Raw genomic sequence first — 17,978 nt, 5'->3', positions numbered from 1 at the left:
TGCGTAGATCATTCCATGGCTAAGGTGGCCCCTTCTACATCCAAATGCCTATGGTCACCGTCGCTGCTCCCCGTTTTCAATTTGCTTTTTCAGGCAACCGTATCGAGAATCGTGGAAGATTCCTGACTAACACTGGCGAAGGCTGCTTGCCGGGAATATGGGTGGAGGAGGGCTTAGCTTAATATACGGTGTTGTCTCTCAGGTATAGCGAGCGAGGCGCACTTACCAGCCAAGCCACCAACCCCTAACCGCTCATGGTATTGCTGCCGTCGACGCGGTCCAGTGTTGCATACTGGGCCGGCGTGACCGATAGCTGTGTATATGTGGTGCCTTATGCGCGTTAGGCAGGGGTGCGGGGATGTCCGTTCCCCCGTAAGTAATGCCTAATCCTCCGGAGGTGGACGGCCGGGTGATACGAACAGGCACAGATCTGCGATCATGTTATTGTCTAATCCTCTGTACGATCACCCATGCTTCTGACTTCCCGTTCCGACGTAAACGAAACCTTGGTATCGCTGATCAAGCCGCTGTCCTACACCCCCGGTTTTCTCGATACCGGTTTGCCCGGCGTGCAAACGCTGTCCTGGAGCAATTATGTGGCCAGCAGCCCGCAGATATACGAGCCGAGCCTGATCATCCTCGCGCAGGGTAGCAAACTCGCACGTCTGGGGCCGCGTACCTTCGAATACGGCGCCGGGCATTATCTGGTGCAGGCGCTCTCAGTGCCGTTCATGTGTGAAACCTTTGCCACGCCCGAAGAGCCGCTGTACGGCGTGTCGGTGTCGATCGACCGGCTCGTGCTCGGGGATCTGGTGCAAGCCATGGGGTTGCCCGCAGATGCGTCGGTCAAGGCGCAGACGCCGGAATCCATGACATCTGCCGAGCTGGATGTGCAAATGCGTGAGAGCGTCGAGCGCCTGTTGCGATGCCTGCACGACTCAATGGATCGCCAAGTCATGGGGCCGTCACTGGTGCGCGAGGTGCTGTATGCCGCACTGCGTGGCCCGCAAGCAGGGGTGTTGCGGGCGCTGGTCGAGCAGCAGGGGCATTTCGCGAGAATCGCTGCGGCGCTACAGCACCTGCGTAATCACTACGCCGAGGCGTTGAGCGTGGATGAGCTGGCCGGGTGCGCCAACATGAGCGCCTCGACCTTTCACGAGCATTTCAAGCGCACCACACTGCTATCGCCGGTGCAATATCTGAAACGCCTGCGCCTTTTGAAGGCCCAGCAAATGCTGATCGGCGAGGGCATGGCGGTAGGGCAGGTGGCACATCAGGTGGGGTATCAGAGCACGTCGCAATTCAGTCGTGAGTACAAACGCTATTTCGACCGAAGCCCGGGGAGTGAAAGGGCGCAGTTGAAAATTTCAGCGTGAAACGAGAAAGGCGCCGGTAAGCAGACTGTGACAAGCAGAGTGAGGAGGAGGTCGTCGATTAGTTCCCGACCGGTGGGCGAGGCAGACACTACCGCCCACCGGCTCAACGGATGTTGAATGTGTGATCGGCACCAGCATCTAGCGGCGTAAACTGCGCGAAGCTGTTTACCATTTCAAAGGTTTGGTCCCTTGGAATCTTCGCGTTCTTGGGCACACGCTCAGAGAATTAACGATTAGCAGGGTTAGATAACGACCGTCAATTATAATTGACGTTCCGTCGCGTTTTGCCGCTTCCCAGCTTGGGATACTTATTCCCTCGCTTCCAATTTCCAGTCATCGTGACGACGGTACCAATTATCGTGAAAAAAGGGGCCCGGGCGCGTGGCAAGGCTGCGGATCAGTGTGCAAAGCGGCGCATTGGCGTCGACGTGGCGGGTCAGTTGCATGATGGACCTGGGCAGAGAATCAGACAGTTTGATCATCGCAGAATGAACGCTCGGCGCCAGATGCTGCATGGCATCTTCGGAGAATCAGGCATCGATACCGGAGAATCAGTCGTGGGCGAAGCGACGCATGGCGCGCAGAATGTGCAGCCTGAATCGTTTCACTTCATAGCGAGGCCCTGCATGTATACCGCCATCGGTTACGCCGCCCAGACCCCCACCAGCCCTCTGGCTCCCATGACCTTCGAGCGTCGCAGCCCGCGCCCTGACGACGTCGCCATCGACATCCTTTACTGCGGCGTATGCCACTCCGACATCCACCAGGCGCGCAACGAATGGGGCATTGCCGTGTACCCGCTGATGCCTGGCCACGAGATCATCGGCCGCGTCACCGCCGTGGGCGACAAAGTGACCACGCACAAGGTCGGCGACCTGGTCGGCGTTGGCTGCATGGTCGACTCGTGCCGACACTGCGAAGCCTGTGCCAAGGACCTGGAGCAATATTGCCTGGAAGGCCCGACCATGACCTATGCCACCCCGGACCGAGTCGACGGTAGCAACACCATGGGCGGTTACTCCAGCAGCATCGTGGTCAGCGAGCACTTCGTGGTGCGCATCCCGGCCGGCATGGACCTGCCCAGCGCCGCGCCAATCCTCTGCGCCGGCATCACAACCTATTCGCCACTCAAGCACCACGGCGTCGGCCCTGGTCACAAGATCGGCATCCTCGGCATGGGCGGCCTGGGCCACATGGCCATCAAGCTGGCCAAGGCGCTGGGCGCCGAAGTGACCCTGTTCACCCGTTCCCAGGCCAAGGCCGACGAAGCCCGCCGCCAGGGTGCCGACCATGTGATCGTGTCCACTGATGCCGAGCAGATGCGAGCAGCAGCAGGCCGTTTCGACTTCCTGCTCGACACCATCCCGGTGCAGCACGACCTCAACCCGTACCTGGAAACCCTGAAATTCGATGGCGTGCACATCCTGGTCGGCCTGATCGAGCCAATCGACCCGGCGGTTCATGCGGCCAATCTGGTGATGAAGCGCCGGGTGCTGGCGGGGTCGTTGATCGGTGGTATTGCCGAGACACAGGAAGTGCTGGATTTCTGCGCCGAGCACGCGATTCGTTGTGATATCGAGTTGCTGGATATCCGCAACATCAACCAGGCGTATGAGCGAATGATTGCCGGGGATGTGAAGTACCGGTTCGTGATCGATATGGCGACTTTGCAGAACTGATTGGTTGCCTGCCCCGGCCTGCTCCCACAGGTAAATCACAGCTTTCGAAATCTGTGCAGTACCTGTGGGAGCGGGCGAGCCCGCGAAAAGGCCGGTACAGGCAATGAAGATGCTGCACCTGTTACCAGGCCAATGCCCTGTCCCAGCCTTTCCAGAACAACCACCGCCGTACCTCGCCATGCGCCCCGGTACCGATCTGCCAGGCCGGGCGCCCGTTGTCCAGGGCAATCACCGAAACGAACCCGGCATGGCTCGCCGCTACCAGCGTACGCCCGTCGGCACTGATATCCAGCGCACTGATGGTCGACCCCAGGTAATGCTGCCAATGCTCCGTGCCATCTTCGCCAAATGCCCGCAGGTAACCATAGGCATCCCCCACGATATATTCGCCCTCGCGCGCCACGCCGGCATACACCCGTGCGCCATCCTGTACCAGCGGGGTACGCGGGTCCTGGCTGTAGTAGTCGGTATCCAGCCCCGGCAAGTCGGCCACCCTGACGGCCAGCGTGGCACCGCTATAGAAATGGCAGGCATTGACTATCAACTGGTCACCTGCACGATTGAACAGCGCAAAGTGCGGATACTCGCTGGCCGGGCCGATGGCCGCCACGGGCCGGAGCTGATCATCCAGCACCAGGTGGCGGCTGCCTTGCTCGCCAACCACGATCAACCGACCATCCGCCGATACCGCACCGTGCTCCATGCTCAGCCCCAGGCTGATGTCGTCCGGGTCGGTGCCTTCGTCCAGTTCGTCGAGCACCCGCGCCTGGTGCGGCAGCAGGCGGGTCGCGCCGTGGCGGGTCAGCAGGAAGATACCCTCGGCACTCACCAGCAGCACCCGCTGGCCATCCGGGAAGGGGATCAGCGTGGTCGGCGTTGGAGGCAGGTCGAAGGGCTCGAACGGGTAACCCGGCGGCAACCCCTCCAACCCCGTGGGCCAGGCCAGGCGCAGCACCTGCGGGCCGCCCCAGCCATCGGTCACGCGTATGCCCTCGGCATTGGCCAGGGCGAAATAGCGGCGGGCCGGGCAGCGGCCGAAGTGATCGACGCCGATCACCGGGGTCACCCCGAGAGGGTCGATGCGCACCACCTGGCCTTTGTCATGCGGCATGCCGATACGTGCCAGCAGGCTGCCATCCTCCAGCAGCAGGACGTTGCCGATACCTTGCCCGTGCTCCTTGATCAGCGGCAGCAAGGGGTGGTGGGCGGGCGGCCAGGCTTCGCGGAAGGCTTGCTGCTCAAAGGCTTCGACGCCGGGCCGGTTGGCTGCTTGCAGGGCCTGCAGCCAGGCATCGAGCAAATGCTCGGTGGCCTGCGGCAGGGGCTCTTCGAGGTCATCCCAGCCTTGCGCGCGGCCCTGCGCGACATAGTCGTTGACGGCCTGGGCATAGGCGGTGACCGCCTGCTGCCACTGTTGCTGCTGGGAGTGCTGCTGGTCCATGAGCGGATCGGGCTCCTTGTTGCATACGCGTTCGCACAAAGCGCGCATGTTACTCCTTCTGCCCGCCTCGCGGTTGTGAGCCCCCGGCTTGACGCGTACCATGCCGGGCATTCCTTCCAATAACAAAGCGTGCGTCGACACCCCGGCAAGTGGGTGGCTGACGTGCGTCCTGTTGCCTTGCCTGCGGAGAAGCGGTTTGTACCCATGAATGGACCCATACCCACCAACATGCCACCCACGGCGGGTAGCGGCAGCTGGCTGAGCGTCATTGCCCTGGCCCTGGCGGCCTTCATCTTCAACACCACCGAGTTCGTCCCGGTGGCGCTGCTCAGCGACATTGGCCGCAGCTTCGACATGAGCACCGCGCAAGTCGGCCTGATGCTGACCATCTACGCCTGGGTAGTGGCGCTGGCCTCGCTGCCGATGATGCTGCTGACGCGCAACATCGAGCGGCGGCGGCTGTTGCTGTTCGTGTTCCTGGTGTTCATCGTCAGCCACTTGCTGTCGTGGATGTCACAGAGCTTTGCCATATTGCTGGTCAGCCGTATCGGTATTGCCCTGGCGCATGCGGTGTTCTGGGCCATCACGGCTTCCCTGGCGGTGCGCGTGGCGCCGCCAGGGCAGCAGGCCAAGGCGCTGGGCCTTTTGGCCACTGGCACCACCCTGGCCATGGTCCTGGGCATCCCGCTGGGCCGCGTGGTGGGCGAAGCGCTGGGCTGGCGCATCACCTTCCTGAGCATTGCCGGGGTGGCGCTGGCGACCATGCTGTGCCTGATGAAGTCGTTGCCGCTGCTGCCCAGCCAGAACTCGGGCTCGCTGCGCAGCCTGCCGATACTGTTCAAGCGCCCGGCGCTGGTGATCACCTATGTGCTGGTGACGCTGGTGATTACCGCGCAGTTCACTGCCTACAGCTACATTGAACCGTTTGCCCTGCACGTGGCGCAGATAGGCGGAGAGCGCACCACGCTATTGCTGCTGCTGTTCGGCGGCGCCGGGGTGTTCGGCTCGGTGCTGTTCAGCCGTTACAGCGACCGCTTCCCGCATGGCTTCCTGGTAGGTTCGATCGGCCTGCTGGCGGCGTGCCTGTTGCTGCTGTTGCCGCTGTCGGGCAACTTCTATGTTTTCGCCGCGTTGAGCATGTTCTGGGGTGTGGCGATCCTCAGCTTCAGCCTGTCGGTGCAATCCAAGACCCTGAAACTGGCGTCCGATGCCACCGATGTGGCCATGGCGCTGTTCTCGGGTATCTACAACATCGGTATTGGCGGTGGCGCGTTGCTGGGCAGTATCGTCAGCAGCCAGCTGGATGTGGCGGATATCGGCCTGGTGGGCGGTAGCGTGGCAGTGGCCGGGTTGCTGCTGGCTGTGGCCAGCACCCGGCAGTTCCGCGAGGCGCTGACGCACTGACCTGGCGCTAGCGCGTTCTTTGTAGGAGCGGCCTTGTGTCGCGATGGGGCGCGCAGCGGCCCCGGATTTCAGCGTCACAGCGAATATCGCCGGGGGCTGCTGCGCAGCCCTATCGCGACACAAGGCCGCTCCTACAGGCTCAAGCCAGTACGGCAGCCCATGCAGAAATCAACAGCAGCCCCGCCAACACCTGGTTGAACACCCGCAACCGCCGCGGTGCCTGCAACCATCGCGCGCTGCCCACCCCCAGCAGCGCCCACGCCGCCATGCATGGCAGGGCAATCAGCCAGAACACCAGCGCCAGCTGCCATACCGGCAACGACGGCGAGGCAAACACCCCGACCACCGCCACGGCCATCAACCACACCTTGGGGTTGACCACTTGCAACGAGGCTGCGCTGAGTGCGCTGAAGCCTTGCGCCGTGGTCGCCTGCAGCGGAGCGGCGGCACTGCGCAGCATCTTCCACGCCAGCCAGCTCAACCACAAAACCCCGGTCCAGCTCATCAACTGCTGGGCCAGCGGGTGGCGCAGCAGCAGTTCACCCAGCCCCAGGCCCACCATCAGCACGATCGCCGCTGCGGCACCGCAGGCCGCAACGACCGGCGCCAGGCTCGCGCACAGGCCAAAGCGGGCCCCATGGGCAAGAATCAACAGGTTGGTCGGCCCGGGGCTGATGCTGGATACCAACGCAAACAGGATGAAGGGCAACAACGACTGCGACATGATCAAGGGCTCCGGATAAACGAAGCACCATGCTCGCTGCCCGCCGCCTTTCAGTCTGGAAGGTTTGAGCAGCGCCTGCGGTAGTCGGCCGGGGTCAGCTGGTAGGCACGGCGGAACCAGCGCCCCAGGTGGCTCTGGTCGGCAAAGCCCAGGGCCATGGCCACTTCGGTGGGAGTCTGGCCCTGGGCGAGCAGGCGCCGCGCCCGGGCCAGGCGCAGCTGGATCAGATAGGCATGCGGCGCCAGGCCGAATGCGGCCTTGAATGCGCGGGTGAGGCGGAAGCGGTCGATGCCACAGGCTTGGGCCAGGTCTTCCAGGCCGATGTCGCGCTCCAGGTTGGCGTGCAGGTAATCCCGCGCGCGCTGCGCGGTCAGCGGCAGGCGCGGGTCCGGGTTCAGGCGCCGGCGCCAGTGCAGGTGGCGGGTCAGGCAGGCCAGCAGGTCGTCCATGGCCGTCTGCCGGACAATGCGCAAGTCCTGGGTATGCACGGCCTGGAAGGCGAGGGCAGTGGCACGCGCCAGGCGCTCATCGTGGCACAAGGTATCGGCGAAGCTGGGCAGGCTGTCGCCCGGCGCGTGTTCGAAAAGTGCCCGCAGTTGTCTGTCCACCCAGGTGGGTTCCAGGTACAGGGTCGAATAGGTGAAGCCGTCCTCGGTGGGCGCATGGCCGTTATGGATTTCACCGGGCTCCAGCAGGAATACGTTCCCCGGCGTGCTGCGATGGCGCACTCGCCGGCAATCGAATTGCTGCACGCCCTGCTCGGTAACGCCAACCAGGAAGCTGTCGTGCCAGTGCGGGTCGTAGGCATGCCCCACGAAATGCGCGCGGACCGACTCGATGCCGGTGTCGGCGTCTTGCTTGAGGTCGATCCAGTTGCTCATGGGGGCGTGCCGTGGCAGAAATCGTTACCTTAGCGCAACGGCCAGGCTCAGTCTGGAACGATTGTGCAACCGTTGGCCAGCGCCCGGTTACGCAAGGCCTCGAAGCGTTCGCGCAGCCACAGATGCAGTTGCGCCACTGCGGGCGTGAGCTGCTTTCGGTGCGGGCACACCAGGGTGACCGGGGCGGGTTCACCAAAGTGCTCGGGCAGGATGATTTCCAGTTCGCCGGCCGCGATGTTGGCGCTTACGTCCAGCCACGACTTGTAGACGATGCCTTCGCCCTGCAAGGCCAGGCGGCGGATCACGTCGGCATCGTCGCTGATCAGCGGCCCACGCACCTGCACGGTGCGGTTGCCCACCCGCCACTTGTCGTAGACCCGGTTGTGCTGCATATACAGCAGGCAGGCATGCTGCTGCAGGGCGTCGGGCGTGAGGGGGCGGCCGTGACGGGCCAGGTAGTCGGGCGCCGCCACCAGCACCCGGCGGTTCCAGTCTGCCAGCGGCAGGGCAATGTAGTTGGCGTCCTGGTTGAGGCCGTAGCGGATCGCCACATCTACCGGGTCGCGGTTGAGGTCGGCAATCTGGTCAGACAGGAAGAAGCGAAGGTGCAGGGCCGGGTGCTCGCGGCGGAAGGCGCTCAGCCACGGCAGCAACATGTTGCGGCCCAGGTCGGACGGTGCCGAAACCTGCAGAGTACCGCGCAGGGTGTTGGCGTTGCCATGCAGGTCTTCACGCCCCTGGCGCAGGCTCTCCAGCACATTCAGGGCAGTCGGCAGGTACAACTCGCCTTCGGCGGTCAGGCGCAGGCTGCGGGTAGTGCGGGCGAACAGGCGCACATCCAGGTCGCGCTCCAGGCGCTTGATCGCGGCGGCCACCTGCCCCGGCAGCAGTTCGGCCTCATGGGCGGCGGCGGTAAAGCTGCCCAGCACGCTGCTGCGGACGAACAGTTCGAGGTCGGCGATGCGCAGCATTTTCACTCCAGGGATGAAAGTGTTGCTGCATTGTGCCGGTTTTTCTTTTCTGCAGGAAAGATAAGATGCCCGGCAAATCCCCTGTTCATTCCCGGAGTTGTTGCATGGATACCGTCTCGCTGGCCAAGCGCCGCTACACCACCAAAGCCTACGATGCCTCGCGCCGCATTCCCCAGGCGACTGTCGATGCCTTGCTCGAACAACTGCGCCATAGCCCTTCCTCGGTCAACTCGCAGCCGTGGCATTTCATCGTTGCCGACAGCGCCGAAGGCAAGGCTCGCCTGGCCAAGAGCACCACAGAGCGCTATGCCTACAATTCGCCGAAGATCCTCGATGCCTCGCATGTGATCGTGTTCTGCACCCGAACCGAGATGACCGAAGCGCACCTGGATGCCGTGCTCCACCAGGAAGGCGCCGATGGCCGCTTCCGCGATGAGCAGGCGCGTGCCGGGCAGAACCAGAGCCGCCGGCATTACGTCGACCTGCACCGCTTCGATCAGAAGGACCTGCAGCACTGGATGGAAAAGCAGACCTACCTGGCGTTGGGTACTGCCTTGCTGGGGGCTGCGGCACATGGGCTGGATGCCACCCCGATCGAAGGCTTCGACAGCAAGATTCTCGATGCCGAGCTGGGCTTGCGTGAGCGTGGGTTCACCAGTGTGGTCATTCTCAGCCTGGGCTATCGCAGCGAGGCGGACTTCAATGCCGGGCTGAACAAGTCGCGGTTGCCGGCTTCGCAGGTGTTCACCTTCCTGTGAGGTTGCCGGGGCCGCTCTGCGGCCCCGTCTTTCCGGTCGGCTTGCAAAATCCGGCATATGCCGCATACTTGTCGGCAAACGCCGGAAAGGAGAGCGCCATGCTTGCCGAAGTGCTTCGCGACAATGGTTACCACGAGTACCGGGCGCGCCTGCATGCACTGCTGGAAATCCCCGAACTCGCCAGTGACTTCGAAATCCACACCCGTATCACCCATGGCTTCGCTGCCACCTGGCTGGTGAAACTGACCGAACTCGGCGTGTTCACCCCTGTGGAGCGTGACCAGATCATTCCCCTGCGCACGCTGAAAACCCGCATCGAACGTGACCAGCCGCTGACCGTGGAAGAAAGCGACCGGCTGTTCCGCTCGGCCCATATCACCGCCATGGCCGAAGCCGTGTTCGGTGAAGCGGGCAAGGCAAAACGCTGGCTGTCCAAGCCCAAGGAGCGCTTCTCGGGGCTGACGCCGATGCAGATGCTCACCACCCAGCAGGGCACCACCCAGGTCGAGGAGATGTTGCTGCAGATCGCCGAGGGCTTCGGCCTGTGATTCTGTGGCGTATCAGCGCCTATGCAGACTTGAGCGGAACGGGCGGCTTGCGTGTCAGCGGCCGCTGGCACCAGGCGGGCCGGCCAGTGGTATATGCCGCCACCAGCCCGGCCGGGGCAATGCTGGAGGTGCTGGTGCACCTGGAGATCGACCCTGAGGATTTCCCCACCACCATGCGGCTGCTGCGTATCGAGTTGCCCGACACCGTTTCGCAAGCGCAGTTGCCTGCCTTGCAGCCTGGCTGGTCGAGCCAGACCGAACTGACCCGGGGCCTGGGCAACCGTTTTCTGGATGAGTGTTCGGCGTTGCTGCTGCCGGTGCCGAGCGCGATCATGCCCAGCACCACCAATTACCTGTTCAACCCGCGCCATCCGCATGCAAACAGCGCCAGGCTCGAGGTCGAGGACTTCACCCCGGACAGCCGGCTGTTTTAGGGAAGTTTCACCAAAGTGCCGCTGACGCCGCTGTCAGCACCCGGCCAAACACTTCGAGGGCCTTGTCCACTTCGGCCTCGTTGCTGAAACGCCCGATGCTCAGGCGCACGCTGTTACGTGCCTGGCGTTCATCCAGCCCCAACGCGAGCAGCACATGCGAGGCTGCATTGCTCGCCGAATTGCAGGCCGAGGTGGTTGACAACGCCAGCTCGCTGGCCAGCGCCGCGCTGTTGAAGCCCTTGCTGTCGATACACAGGTTCAGCGTATGGGGAATGCGTTGTTTGGCGCAGCCGTTGAGGGTGACGCCGGGCAGGGCCAGCAGGCCTTCACGCAGGCGCCTGGCCAATTGTTCGAGGCGCAGGTGTTCGCTGTCGCCGGGCTGGCCGGCCAGGGCAAAGGCACTGCCCATGCCGGCAATCTGGTGGGTCGCCAGGGTGCCGGAACGCAGGCCTTGCTCATGGCCGCCGCCGTGCATCTGCGCACGCATCAGCGTGCGGGCGCGTGGCCCCACGTAGAGCGCACCGATGCCCTTGGGCCCATACACCTTGTGCGCCGAGAACGACATCAGGTCCACGGCCATGGCGTTCAGGTCGATGGCCAGTTTGCCCACCGCCTGCGCCGCATCCACGTGCAGCAGGGCACCGTGGGCACGTACCTGTTCGCCAATCGCGGCAAAGTCGGTGATCGTGCCCAGTTCATTGTTCACCGCCATCAGCGATACCAGGCGGGTGTCGGCGCGCAACGCTGCCTGCACCGCCGCAGGCTGAATCAGGCCGGCGGCATCCGGTGCCAGGCGGGTAACGGCCCAACCCTGGCGCTCCAGTTCGGCCACCGTATCGAGCACGGCCTTGTGTTCCAGTTGGCTGGTGATCAGGTGCCCGGGCTGGCCGAGGCCCTGGGCAATGCCCTTGAGCGCCAGGTTGTTGGACTCGGTCGCACCTGAGGTCCAGACCAGTGCATCGGCCTGCGCGCCGACGCGTTCGGCCACTTGCTGACGGGCCTGCTCCACGGCGTGGCGGGCTGCCTGGCCGAAGGCATGGCCACTGGACGCCGGGTTGCCGAAGTTGCCCTGGCTGCCAAGGCAGGCGAGCATGGTTTCGATGACCCGGTCGTCGACCGGAGTGGTGGCGGCGTAATCGAAATAGAGCGGGGCGCTGGGCATGAGGGCGGGTCCGTGTCTGTCGCCGTGAAATCGGCAATCGTTGGAGCAAGCGTACCCGCTACTTCGGAGATATTTTTCACTTCCAGCGGCTCTATTCTGGAAATGATCAAGAAAAATTTCTATCTATCAAGTTTTTCTTGGAATTTTTTTCTCCGCATCCCGCCATTCTGTTCAGGCTGGTTCCGAGGCCCTCTCTTCCTCGGCCACCACACGTTCGCACAACTCGGTGATCTGCTCGCGCATCCAGCGGTTGGCCGGGTCCTGATCGGTGCTTTCATGCCAGTACAGGTGCGTTTCCAGCGCAGGCACCTCGACCGGCAGTGGCTGGTAACGCAACTGATGGCGGCGGGCGAAGCGCTCGGGGACGGTCATCGCCATGTCGGTCTGCTGCAACACCTGCGAGGCCATAAGGTAATGCTGCGAGCGCAAGGCAACCTTGCGCTGCACGCCCATCTTGCCCAGGGCCAGGTCGACATAGCCCAGGCCGTTGCGGCGGCTGGAAATATGGATGTGGGTCATGCCCAGGTAGTTGTCGAGGGTCAGCTTGCTGTCGGCCAGCGGGTGGCCCTGGCGCAGGGCGCAGACATAGCGGTCTTGCATCAGTTTGACGTGGCGTACCTGCGGGTCGGTGTTCAACGGTGCGTCGATGGCGAAGTCCAGGCGGCCGGCGGCAAGTTCCTTGGTGGTCTCGCGGCGCTTGCACAAAAAGCTTTCGATCAGCACCGCCGGCGCCAGGCGGCGCAAGCGCTGGAACAGCGGCGGCAGGATGACCGCTTCGGTCAGGTCGGTCATGCTGATGCGGAAAGTCTTGTTGGCCTGTTGCGGGTTGAAAATGCGGCTTTCCTGCACCGAGGTGCGCAACAGTGCCAAGGCATTGCGCACCGGGCCGATGATGTTCTGCGCCATGGGCGTTGGCACCATGCCTTGCGCGGTGCGCACGAACAGCGGGTCATTGAAGGTTTCGCGCAGCCGCGAAAGGGCGTTGGACACTGCCGGCTGGGTGATGCCCACGATCTGCCCGGCGCGGGTCAGGTTGGCTTCGGTGTAGATCGCATCGAACACGATGAACAGGTTGAGGTCGACCTTGCTGAGGTTCATGGGCGCCGCTCTTTGTTGGAATTATTGGCCGATCATATATCGGTTATGAATGTTTATACACGCGGAAAATAGGCTAGGTGGATGAGGCCATGCTGCTCTAGGCTCTGGCCCATGTACTCCGAACCGTGAAGGTAGCCCCGATGGATTTCGCCTATTCGCCCAAGGTCCAGGCACTGCGTGAGCGCGTCAGCGCGTTCATGGAGGCCTATGTCTACCCCGCCGAGGCGGTGTTCGAGCGCCAGGTCGCCGAGGGTGACCGCTGGCAGCCCACCGCGATCATGGAAGAACTCAAGGCCAAGGCCCGCGCTGAAGGGCTGTGGAACCTGTTCCTGCCCGAATCGGAATACGGTGCCGGCCTGAGCAACCTGGAATACGCCCCGCTGGCGGAAATCATGGGTCGTTCGTTGCTCGGCCCGGAGCCGTTCAACTGCTCGGCGCCGGACACCGGCAACATGGAAGTGCTGGTGCGCTATGGCAGTGAAGCGCAGAAGCGCCAGTGGCTGGAGCCGCTGCTGCGTGGCGAGATCCGTTCGGCGTTCGCCATGACCGAACCGGACGTGGCCTCCTCGGATGCCACCAACATGGCCGCCACCGCCGTGCGTGACGGTGACCAATGGGTAATCAACGGCCGCAAGTGGTGGACCTCCGGCGCTTGCGACCCGCGCTGCAAGGTAATGATCTTCATGGGCCTGTCCGACCCTGAAGGGCCACGCCACCAGCAGCACTCGATGGTGCTGGTGCCCACCGATGCGCCTGGGGTGAAGATCGTCCGCCCGCTGCCGGTGTTCGGCTATGACGATGCTCCCCATGGCCACGCCGAGGTGCTCTTCGAGAATGTGCGGGTACCGTATGAGAACGTGATCCTGGGTGAAGGCCGTGGCTTCGAAATTGCCCAGGGGCGCCTTGGCCCCGGCCGTATCCACCACTGCATGCGCTCGATCGGCATGGCCGAGCGCGCGCTGGAACTGATGTGCAAGCGCTCGGTGGAGCGTACCGCCTTCGGCCGGCCACTGGCGCGTCTGGGCGGCAACGTCGACAAGATTGCCGACTCGCGCATGGAGATCGACATGGCCCGGCTGCTGACGTTGAAAGCGGCCTACATGATGGACACGGTCGGCAACAAGGTGGCCCGCAGCGAGATTGCGCAAATCAAGGTAGTGGCGCCGAACGTGGCATTGAAGGTGATCGACCGGGCGATCCAGATTCATGGGGGGGCAGGGGTGAGTGGCGATTTCCCGCTGGCTTACATGTACGCCATGCAGCGCACCTTGCGCCTGGCCGACGGGCCAGATGAAGTGCACCGGGCGGCGATTGGCAAGTATGAGATCGGCAAGTACGTGCCGGCGGAGATGATGCGTAGCGGGCGGTGATTTACCGGCTTGTTCCGGGCTCTTCGCGGGCTTGCCCGCGAAGACGCCCTTGAAGGCTCACTGGTTCCTCTGGATGGTCAGACCCGCATCTGCGGGTCTTCCTCCTTCTCGCTGACTGTACGATCGGCATTTGAAGGCTGCTTGGATTGACCATTCTTGATTTCCGGCTTTTCCCCCCGCGTCTTGACCAACGAAACCACCACCCCACCCAGCAACAACCCGAACGTCACCCCCAGCGACAGCAATGCCGGCACCTTGCCCACCATGCCGTGGTAGAAGATCTTGCAGCCAATGAAGATCAGCACCAGCGCGAGCGCGTACTTGAGGTAAACGAACCGGTGCATCAGCGCCGCCAGCGCAAAATACAACGAGCGCAAGCCGAGGATGGCGAAGATGTTGGAGGTGTAGACGATGAACGGGTCCTGGGTGATGGCGAAGATTGCCGGGACGCTGTCGACGGCGAACACCAGGTCGGCCAGTTCGATCAGCACCAGCGCCATGAACAGCGGGGTGGCATGGCGTAGCGCCTTGTGCTGCCCGGGCGGGGTCTGCTGCACGAAGAAGTGCGAGCCGTGGATCTGCTCGGTGACCCGCATGTGCCGACGCACGAACTTGAGGATCGGGTTGTTGGCCAGGTCGGGGCGGCTATCTTCCTTCGACAGCGCCATCTTCACCCCGGTAAACAGCAGGAAGGCACCGAAGATATACAGTACCCAGGCGAAGTTCTGCACCAGCGCCGCGCCCACGCCGATCATGATCGCCCGCAGGAACACCACCCCGAGGATGCCCCAGAACAGCACGCGGTGCTGGTAGCGGCGGGGGATGGCGAAATAGCTGAAGATCATCGCCATGACGAACACGTTGTCCATCGACAGCGACTGCTCGACCAGGAACCCGGTGTAGAACTCCAGCGCCGACTGCGCGCCCAACTGGTACCAGACACCGACGCCGAACAGCACGCCGACGCTGAAATAGCCCGAATACAGCAGCAGGCTCTCGCGCATTTCGATTTCCCGGTCGTGGCGGTGCAGCACGCCGAGATCGAGTACCAGCAAACCGATGACGATGGCCATGAACACCAGCCACAACCAGGTGCTGGTGCCGAGGAACGGGGTGGTGAGGAATGTGTGTAGAGCTGTCATGAGCCCCTCCTTGAATGTCGACGTTGCATGGCAACAGTGATCCGACATGGCGGCCTGGCAGCCGTCAGAGGGGCCCGGTATCACATGGGCTTGAGCCTAGACCCGTTTGCCGGTGATGCCGAATGGGGAGCTGTTACATTTCTTTGCCAAGCACGGCACACACTTAAGCACGCTTCTTGTAGGAGCAGCCTTGTGCTGCGAAGAGGCCGGTCAACCTTGCACAAATGTGTTGGCCATACTGGCCTCTTCGCAGCACAAGGCTGCTCCTACAGGGATGTGTGCTGCTTTCAGATCAATGCACCCACACTTCCACCCGGCGATTGCGCAGTCGCCCTTGCTCCAGTTCGTTCCCTGCCACTGGCAATTCATCTCCCATCCCGGTCACCTCCAGCACCTCCACGCCATCGCGCGCCAGCTCGCGGCGCACCGCCTGGGCCCTTAGGCGGGACAGTAGGGCGGCGCGACCGGGTGTTTCCTTGGGGTCGCCAAAGCCCACCAGCACCGCCTTGCGCTGCAACTTGCCCGCTTGGCGCAGGTAGTCGGCAACGCGCTGGACATCGCGCAGGGCCTTGTTGTCGAGGCTGGCGCTGCCTTCCTGAAAGCGGAAGTTAACGCTCAACCGCTGTGCCTGCTGGGCCAGGGTGCGATAGCGCGGCGGCATGTCGGCCTGGGGTGCTACAGATTGGGCCTTGATCTGCTGCGAAACGAAACCCTGCTGGGCGACGATCGCCTGGCCCGCCGGGCTCTGAGCGAAATCGGCCAGGGCCTTGGCCTGGGGCTTGGGGTTGGCCGGCAGATAGAAATACAGGCGCCGCGATAGCGGGTAGTCCTCGCTGGCCACCAGTGCACGCTCCGGTAGCATGGCCGGCGCGTCACCTTCGGCCACCGCCAGCACCTTGGCCCCATGCACCGCCGCCAGGCTGCTGAAACCGATGGCCTGGCGGTCGGTGCTCACTCGCGCGGCCAGCTCGTCGCTGGACTCGAAACGTTGGGCCTGGGCTGAAAGTTCGCTTTGCTGGGGTTCCAGCACGAGGGCCTTGAAGGTCTCAAAGGTGCCGGAGCGGTCGTCACGGGCGTACAGGTGGATGGCCCCGCCGGCAACACCCAATTGCTCCCAGCGCTGGATCTGCCCGGCAAAGATCTGTGCCAGTTGCCCCGTGGTGAGCTGTGGCAGCGGGTTGTCGGGGTGAACGATGACCGCGACGCCATCCAGGCCGATGACTTGTTCGGCGGCAGCGGCGCGCAGGTCGCCCAAAGCCTGCAGTTGGCTTGCTTCGTTGTCGTTGACAGGTCGCGACGCGGCGGCCAGGTCGGCCTCGCCATGGCCCAGGGCGACGAAGCCGGTGCTGGAACCGTGTGCGGCGATGTCGATGCGCAAAGGCTGGCCACGCGTATCGCGAGCGGTGATGACAGTCTCGTTGGCCAGCTTGCCCGGGTATTGTTCGATGGCGGTAGCTTGCTGCGCGCGCAATTGCCCTTGCACCAGCGCCGGCAGCAAGGCCGCGCCGATGGTGTTGGAGCCTTGGACGCGCAGGTGAGCGGGCTCGGCCAGGGTCGCCAGCGGTAGCAGGGTGAGCAGCAAGACAAGCAGGCGGGGCATGCCGGAAGGCCTATGGCATAGAGATGGCCGGCAGATTACGACAGTGGCGTGATGATAATGTGACAGTCCATGGGGCAGTGGGCTTTGCCTGATGCTTGTAAGTTCGCGTTAATGGGGCTGCTGTGCAGCCCATCGCCGGCAAGCCAGCTCCCACAGGGGCCGTGCCAATCCTGAAATCTGCGCTGTACCTGTGGGAGCTGGCTTGCCGGCGAAAGGGCCGCAAAGCGGCCCCAGCGGTATCAATGCGCCCCGGCAGACTTGCTCAGGTCACTTTCTGCCCACTCGGTATAGATGCACGCATCCGCCACCGCCCAGCGCACCTTCACGGTATCCCCCGGCTGCATCGGCATGCCCGCCGCCGACAACGCCTTTACCGTCAGCTCGGTACCGCCCGCTGTCACCACATGGCAGGTCTGGCTCTCGCCCAGGAACAGCACTTCACCAACCTTGGCACTGACCTCGTTCCAGCCCGCCGGCAGCGGCTCGCGCGCGGCTTGTTCGGCGGTCAGGGCCAGGGCCTTTTCCGGGCGCACCATGATCAGTGCATCCTGCGAGGCGGCCAGGCCCGGGGTCAGGCGGATGGCCACCGGCTGGCCCTCGAAGCTGCCCGCGCCATTGCTGCTGGCCTTGATCCGCAGGAAGTTGGAGTTGCCCAGGAACGAGGCGACGAAGGCATTCGGCGGGTTCTGGTACAGGTCGTAACCGGTGCCCAGGCCGACGATCTTGCCATGGCTGAAGATGGCGATGCGCTGGGACAGGCGCATGGCTTCTTCCTGGTCGTGGGTGACGTAGACGATGGTGATGCCCAGGCGCCGGTGCAACTGGCGCAGTTCGTCCTGCAGGTCTTCGCGCAGCTTCTTGTCCAGCGCGCCGAGCGGTTCGTCCATCAGCAGGATGCGCGGTTCGTACACCAGCGCCCGGGCGATAGCCACGCGCTGCTGCTGGCCACCGGACATCTGCGACGGCTTGCGGTGGGCGAACTTCTCCAGCTGCACCAGCTTGAGCATGGCATCGACGCGCTTGCTGGTTTCGCTGGCACTAAGCTTGCGAATGGCCAGCGGAAAGCCGATGTTGTCGCGCACGTTCAGGTGCGGGAACAGCGAATAGCGCTGGAACACCATGCCGATGTCACGCTTGTGCGGCGGCACGTTGACCAGTGACTGGCCATCGACCAGGATCTCGCCGCTGCTCGGCGTTTCGAAGCCTGCCAGCATCGACAGGGTGGTGGACTTGCCCGAGCCGCTGGAACCGAGGAAGGTCAGGAACTCGCCGTCCTGGATTTCCAGGTCGAGGTTGTCCACGGCGGTGAAGTCGCCGTAGTGCTTGTTCAGGCCGCGCAGGCTGACCAGGGTCTTGCCGTGCGCGTTGTCTTTGATCACTGCACTCATTG

At 63.5% G+C, this 17,978-nt stretch carries 16 protein-coding genes; 7 read left to right on the top strand and 9 right to left on the bottom strand.

Translation table 11 applies throughout. The features are described from left to right. Positions 1 to 470: 470 nt before the first annotated feature. A complete protein-coding gene (locus ACK56M_RS17740) occupies positions 471 to 1,376 on the top strand; it encodes an AraC family transcriptional regulator (RefSeq protein WP_232861046.1) in 906 nt (301 codons plus the stop codon). A gap of 626 nt (positions 1,377 to 2,002) precedes the next feature. After that, positions 2,003 to 3,055, top strand: coding sequence for a vanillin reductase (calA, locus tag ACK56M_RS17735; RefSeq protein WP_061304070.1), 1,053 nt, complete (start codon positions 2,003 to 2,005; stop codon positions 3,053 to 3,055). 121 nt (positions 3,056 to 3,176) lie between these two features. On the opposite strand, the gene ACK56M_RS17730 is transcribed toward calA, so the two are convergent. Then, entirely contained in the window at positions 3,177 to 4,496 is a 1,320-nt protein-coding gene (locus tag ACK56M_RS17730; protein ID WP_217191284.1) for a hypothetical protein, read from the bottom strand. Positions 4,497 to 4,700: 204 nt separating this feature from the next. On the opposite strand from ACK56M_RS17730, the gene ACK56M_RS17725 reads away from it, so the two are divergent. Further along, entirely contained in the window at positions 4,701 to 5,900 is a 1,200-nt protein-coding gene (locus ACK56M_RS17725; protein ID WP_411958821.1) for a sugar transporter, read from the top strand. Between the two features lie 139 nt (positions 5,901 to 6,039). Here ACK56M_RS17725 and ACK56M_RS17720 read toward each other — a convergent pair whose 3' ends face one another. From ACK56M_RS17720 to ACK56M_RS17710, 3 genes are read right to left on the bottom strand one after another with little or no spacing between them, the layout of a single operon-like run. After that, positions 6,040 to 6,624 (bottom strand): LysE family translocator, encoded by a 585-nt coding sequence (locus ACK56M_RS17720; RefSeq protein WP_054572088.1) that lies wholly within the window; start codon positions 6,622 to 6,624, stop codon positions 6,040 to 6,042. 50 nt (positions 6,625 to 6,674) lie between these two features. Then, on the bottom strand, positions 6,675 to 7,505 hold the full coding sequence (locus ACK56M_RS17715) for an AraC family transcriptional regulator (protein ID WP_264209570.1): 831 nt from the start codon (positions 7,503 to 7,505) through the stop codon (positions 6,675 to 6,677). A gap of 47 nt (positions 7,506 to 7,552) precedes the next feature. Beyond that, complete coding sequence (locus tag ACK56M_RS17710; protein ID WP_054572087.1) at positions 7,553 to 8,476, bottom strand: LysR family transcriptional regulator; 924 nt, start codon at positions 8,474 to 8,476, stop codon at positions 7,553 to 7,555. 104 nt (positions 8,477 to 8,580) lie between these two features. Here ACK56M_RS17710 and ACK56M_RS17705 point away from each other — a divergent pair, with 104 nt between their 5' ends. From ACK56M_RS17705 to ACK56M_RS17695, 3 genes are all read left to right on the top strand, one after another. Beyond that, on the top strand, positions 8,581 to 9,234 hold the full coding sequence (locus tag ACK56M_RS17705; protein ID WP_054572086.1) for an oxygen-insensitive NAD(P)H-dependent nitroreductase NfsB: 654 nt from the start codon (positions 8,581 to 8,583) through the stop codon (positions 9,232 to 9,234). A gap of 98 nt (positions 9,235 to 9,332) precedes the next feature. Next, positions 9,333 to 9,782, top strand: a complete 450-nt coding sequence (locus ACK56M_RS17700; RefSeq protein WP_013973163.1) for an antitoxin Xre/MbcA/ParS toxin-binding domain-containing protein — start codon at positions 9,333 to 9,335, stop codon at positions 9,780 to 9,782. Beyond that, a complete protein-coding gene (locus ACK56M_RS17695; protein WP_411958820.1) occupies positions 9,779 to 10,216 on the top strand; it encodes an RES family NAD+ phosphorylase in 438 nt (145 codons plus the stop codon). The genes ACK56M_RS17700 and ACK56M_RS17695 overlap by 4 nt, the downstream gene beginning before the upstream one ends. 7 nt (positions 10,217 to 10,223) lie before the next feature. On the opposite strand, the gene ACK56M_RS17690 is transcribed toward ACK56M_RS17695, so the two are convergent. After that, positions 10,224 to 11,378, bottom strand: coding sequence for a cysteine desulfurase family protein (locus tag ACK56M_RS17690; protein WP_054572084.1), 1,155 nt, complete (start codon positions 11,376 to 11,378; stop codon positions 10,224 to 10,226). A 171-nt stretch (positions 11,379 to 11,549) separates the two neighbouring features. Then, positions 11,550 to 12,476, bottom strand: a complete 927-nt coding sequence (locus ACK56M_RS17685; protein WP_015270849.1) for a LysR family transcriptional regulator — start codon at positions 12,474 to 12,476, stop codon at positions 11,550 to 11,552. Between the two features lie 140 nt (positions 12,477 to 12,616). Between ACK56M_RS17685 and ACK56M_RS17680 the strand changes: the two genes are divergently transcribed. After that, on the top strand, positions 12,617 to 13,846 hold the full coding sequence (locus tag ACK56M_RS17680; RefSeq protein WP_015270848.1) for an acyl-CoA dehydrogenase: 1,230 nt from the start codon (positions 12,617 to 12,619) through the stop codon (positions 13,844 to 13,846). 77 nt (positions 13,847 to 13,923) lie between these two features. Here the strand turns inward: ACK56M_RS17680 and ACK56M_RS17675 are convergent, their stop codons facing one another. The 3 genes from ACK56M_RS17675 to ACK56M_RS17665 form a co-directional block, all read right to left on the bottom strand. Then, positions 13,924 to 14,988, bottom strand: a complete 1,065-nt coding sequence (locus tag ACK56M_RS17675) for a TerC family protein (protein ID WP_015270847.1) — start codon at positions 14,986 to 14,988, stop codon at positions 13,924 to 13,926. A gap of 292 nt (positions 14,989 to 15,280) precedes the next feature. Continuing rightward, the gene (locus ACK56M_RS17670; RefSeq protein ID WP_015270846.1) at positions 15,281 to 16,588 is read right to left on the bottom strand and encodes a substrate-binding domain-containing protein; all 1,308 of its coding nucleotides are present in this window, start codon (positions 16,586 to 16,588) and stop codon (positions 15,281 to 15,283) included. Positions 16,589 to 16,827: 239 nt separating this feature from the next. Continuing rightward, on the bottom strand, positions 16,828 to 17,976 hold the full coding sequence (locus tag ACK56M_RS17665) for an ABC transporter ATP-binding protein (protein ID WP_013973156.1): 1,149 nt from the start codon (positions 17,974 to 17,976) through the stop codon (positions 16,828 to 16,830). Positions 17,977 to 17,978 lie beyond the last annotated feature (2 nt).

Source organism: Pseudomonas sp. s4 (assembly GCF_046764235.1).
Taxonomy (GTDB): Bacteria; Pseudomonadota; Gammaproteobacteria; order Pseudomonadales; family Pseudomonadaceae; genus Aquipseudomonas; species Aquipseudomonas asiatica.
This window is presented reverse-complemented; position numbering and strand designations above follow the sequence as displayed.

What these genes read in the sequence shown, in the direction of transcription:
- ACK56M_RS17665 (WP_013973156.1), bottom strand. Translation starts at nt 17,976, where the DNA reads ATGAGTGCAGTGATCAAAGACAACGCGCACGGCAAGACCCTGGTCAGC.
- ACK56M_RS17705 (WP_054572086.1), top strand. Translation starts at nt 8,581, where the DNA reads ATGGATACCGTCTCGCTGGCCAAGCGCCGCTACACCACCAAAGCCTAC.
- ACK56M_RS17720 (WP_054572088.1), bottom strand. Translation starts at nt 6,624, where the DNA reads ATGTCGCAGTCGTTGTTGCCCTTCATCCTGTTTGCGTTGGTATCCAGC.
- ACK56M_RS17675 (WP_015270847.1), bottom strand. Translation starts at nt 14,988, where the DNA reads ATGACAGCTCTACACACATTCCTCACCACCCCGTTCCTCGGCACCAGC.
- ACK56M_RS17690 (WP_054572084.1), bottom strand. Translation starts at nt 11,378, where the DNA reads ATGCCCAGCGCCCCGCTCTATTTCGATTACGCCGCCACCACTCCGGTC.
- calA (WP_061304070.1), top strand. Translation starts at nt 2,003, where the DNA reads ATGTATACCGCCATCGGTTACGCCGCCCAGACCCCCACCAGCCCTCTG.
- ACK56M_RS17725 (WP_411958821.1), top strand. Translation starts at nt 4,701, where the DNA reads ATGAATGGACCCATACCCACCAACATGCCACCCACGGCGGGTAGCGGC.
- ACK56M_RS17680 (WP_015270848.1), top strand. Translation starts at nt 12,617, where the DNA reads ATGGATTTCGCCTATTCGCCCAAGGTCCAGGCACTGCGTGAGCGCGTC.
- ACK56M_RS17685 (WP_015270849.1), bottom strand. Translation starts at nt 12,476, where the DNA reads ATGAACCTCAGCAAGGTCGACCTCAACCTGTTCATCGTGTTCGATGCG.
- ACK56M_RS17740 (WP_232861046.1), top strand. Translation starts at nt 471, where the DNA reads ATGCTTCTGACTTCCCGTTCCGACGTAAACGAAACCTTGGTATCGCTG.
- ACK56M_RS17730 (WP_217191284.1), bottom strand. Translation starts at nt 4,496, where the DNA reads ATGGACCAGCAGCACTCCCAGCAGCAACAGTGGCAGCAGGCGGTCACC.
- ACK56M_RS17710 (WP_054572087.1), bottom strand. Translation starts at nt 8,476, where the DNA reads ATGCTGCGCATCGCCGACCTCGAACTGTTCGTCCGCAGCAGCGTGCTG.
- ACK56M_RS17670 (WP_015270846.1), bottom strand. Translation starts at nt 16,588, where the DNA reads ATGCCCCGCCTGCTTGTCTTGCTGCTCACCCTGCTACCGCTGGCGACC.
- ACK56M_RS17715 (WP_264209570.1), bottom strand. Translation starts at nt 7,505, where the DNA reads ATGAGCAACTGGATCGACCTCAAGCAAGACGCCGACACCGGCATCGAG.
- ACK56M_RS17700 (WP_013973163.1), top strand. Translation starts at nt 9,333, where the DNA reads ATGCTTGCCGAAGTGCTTCGCGACAATGGTTACCACGAGTACCGGGCG.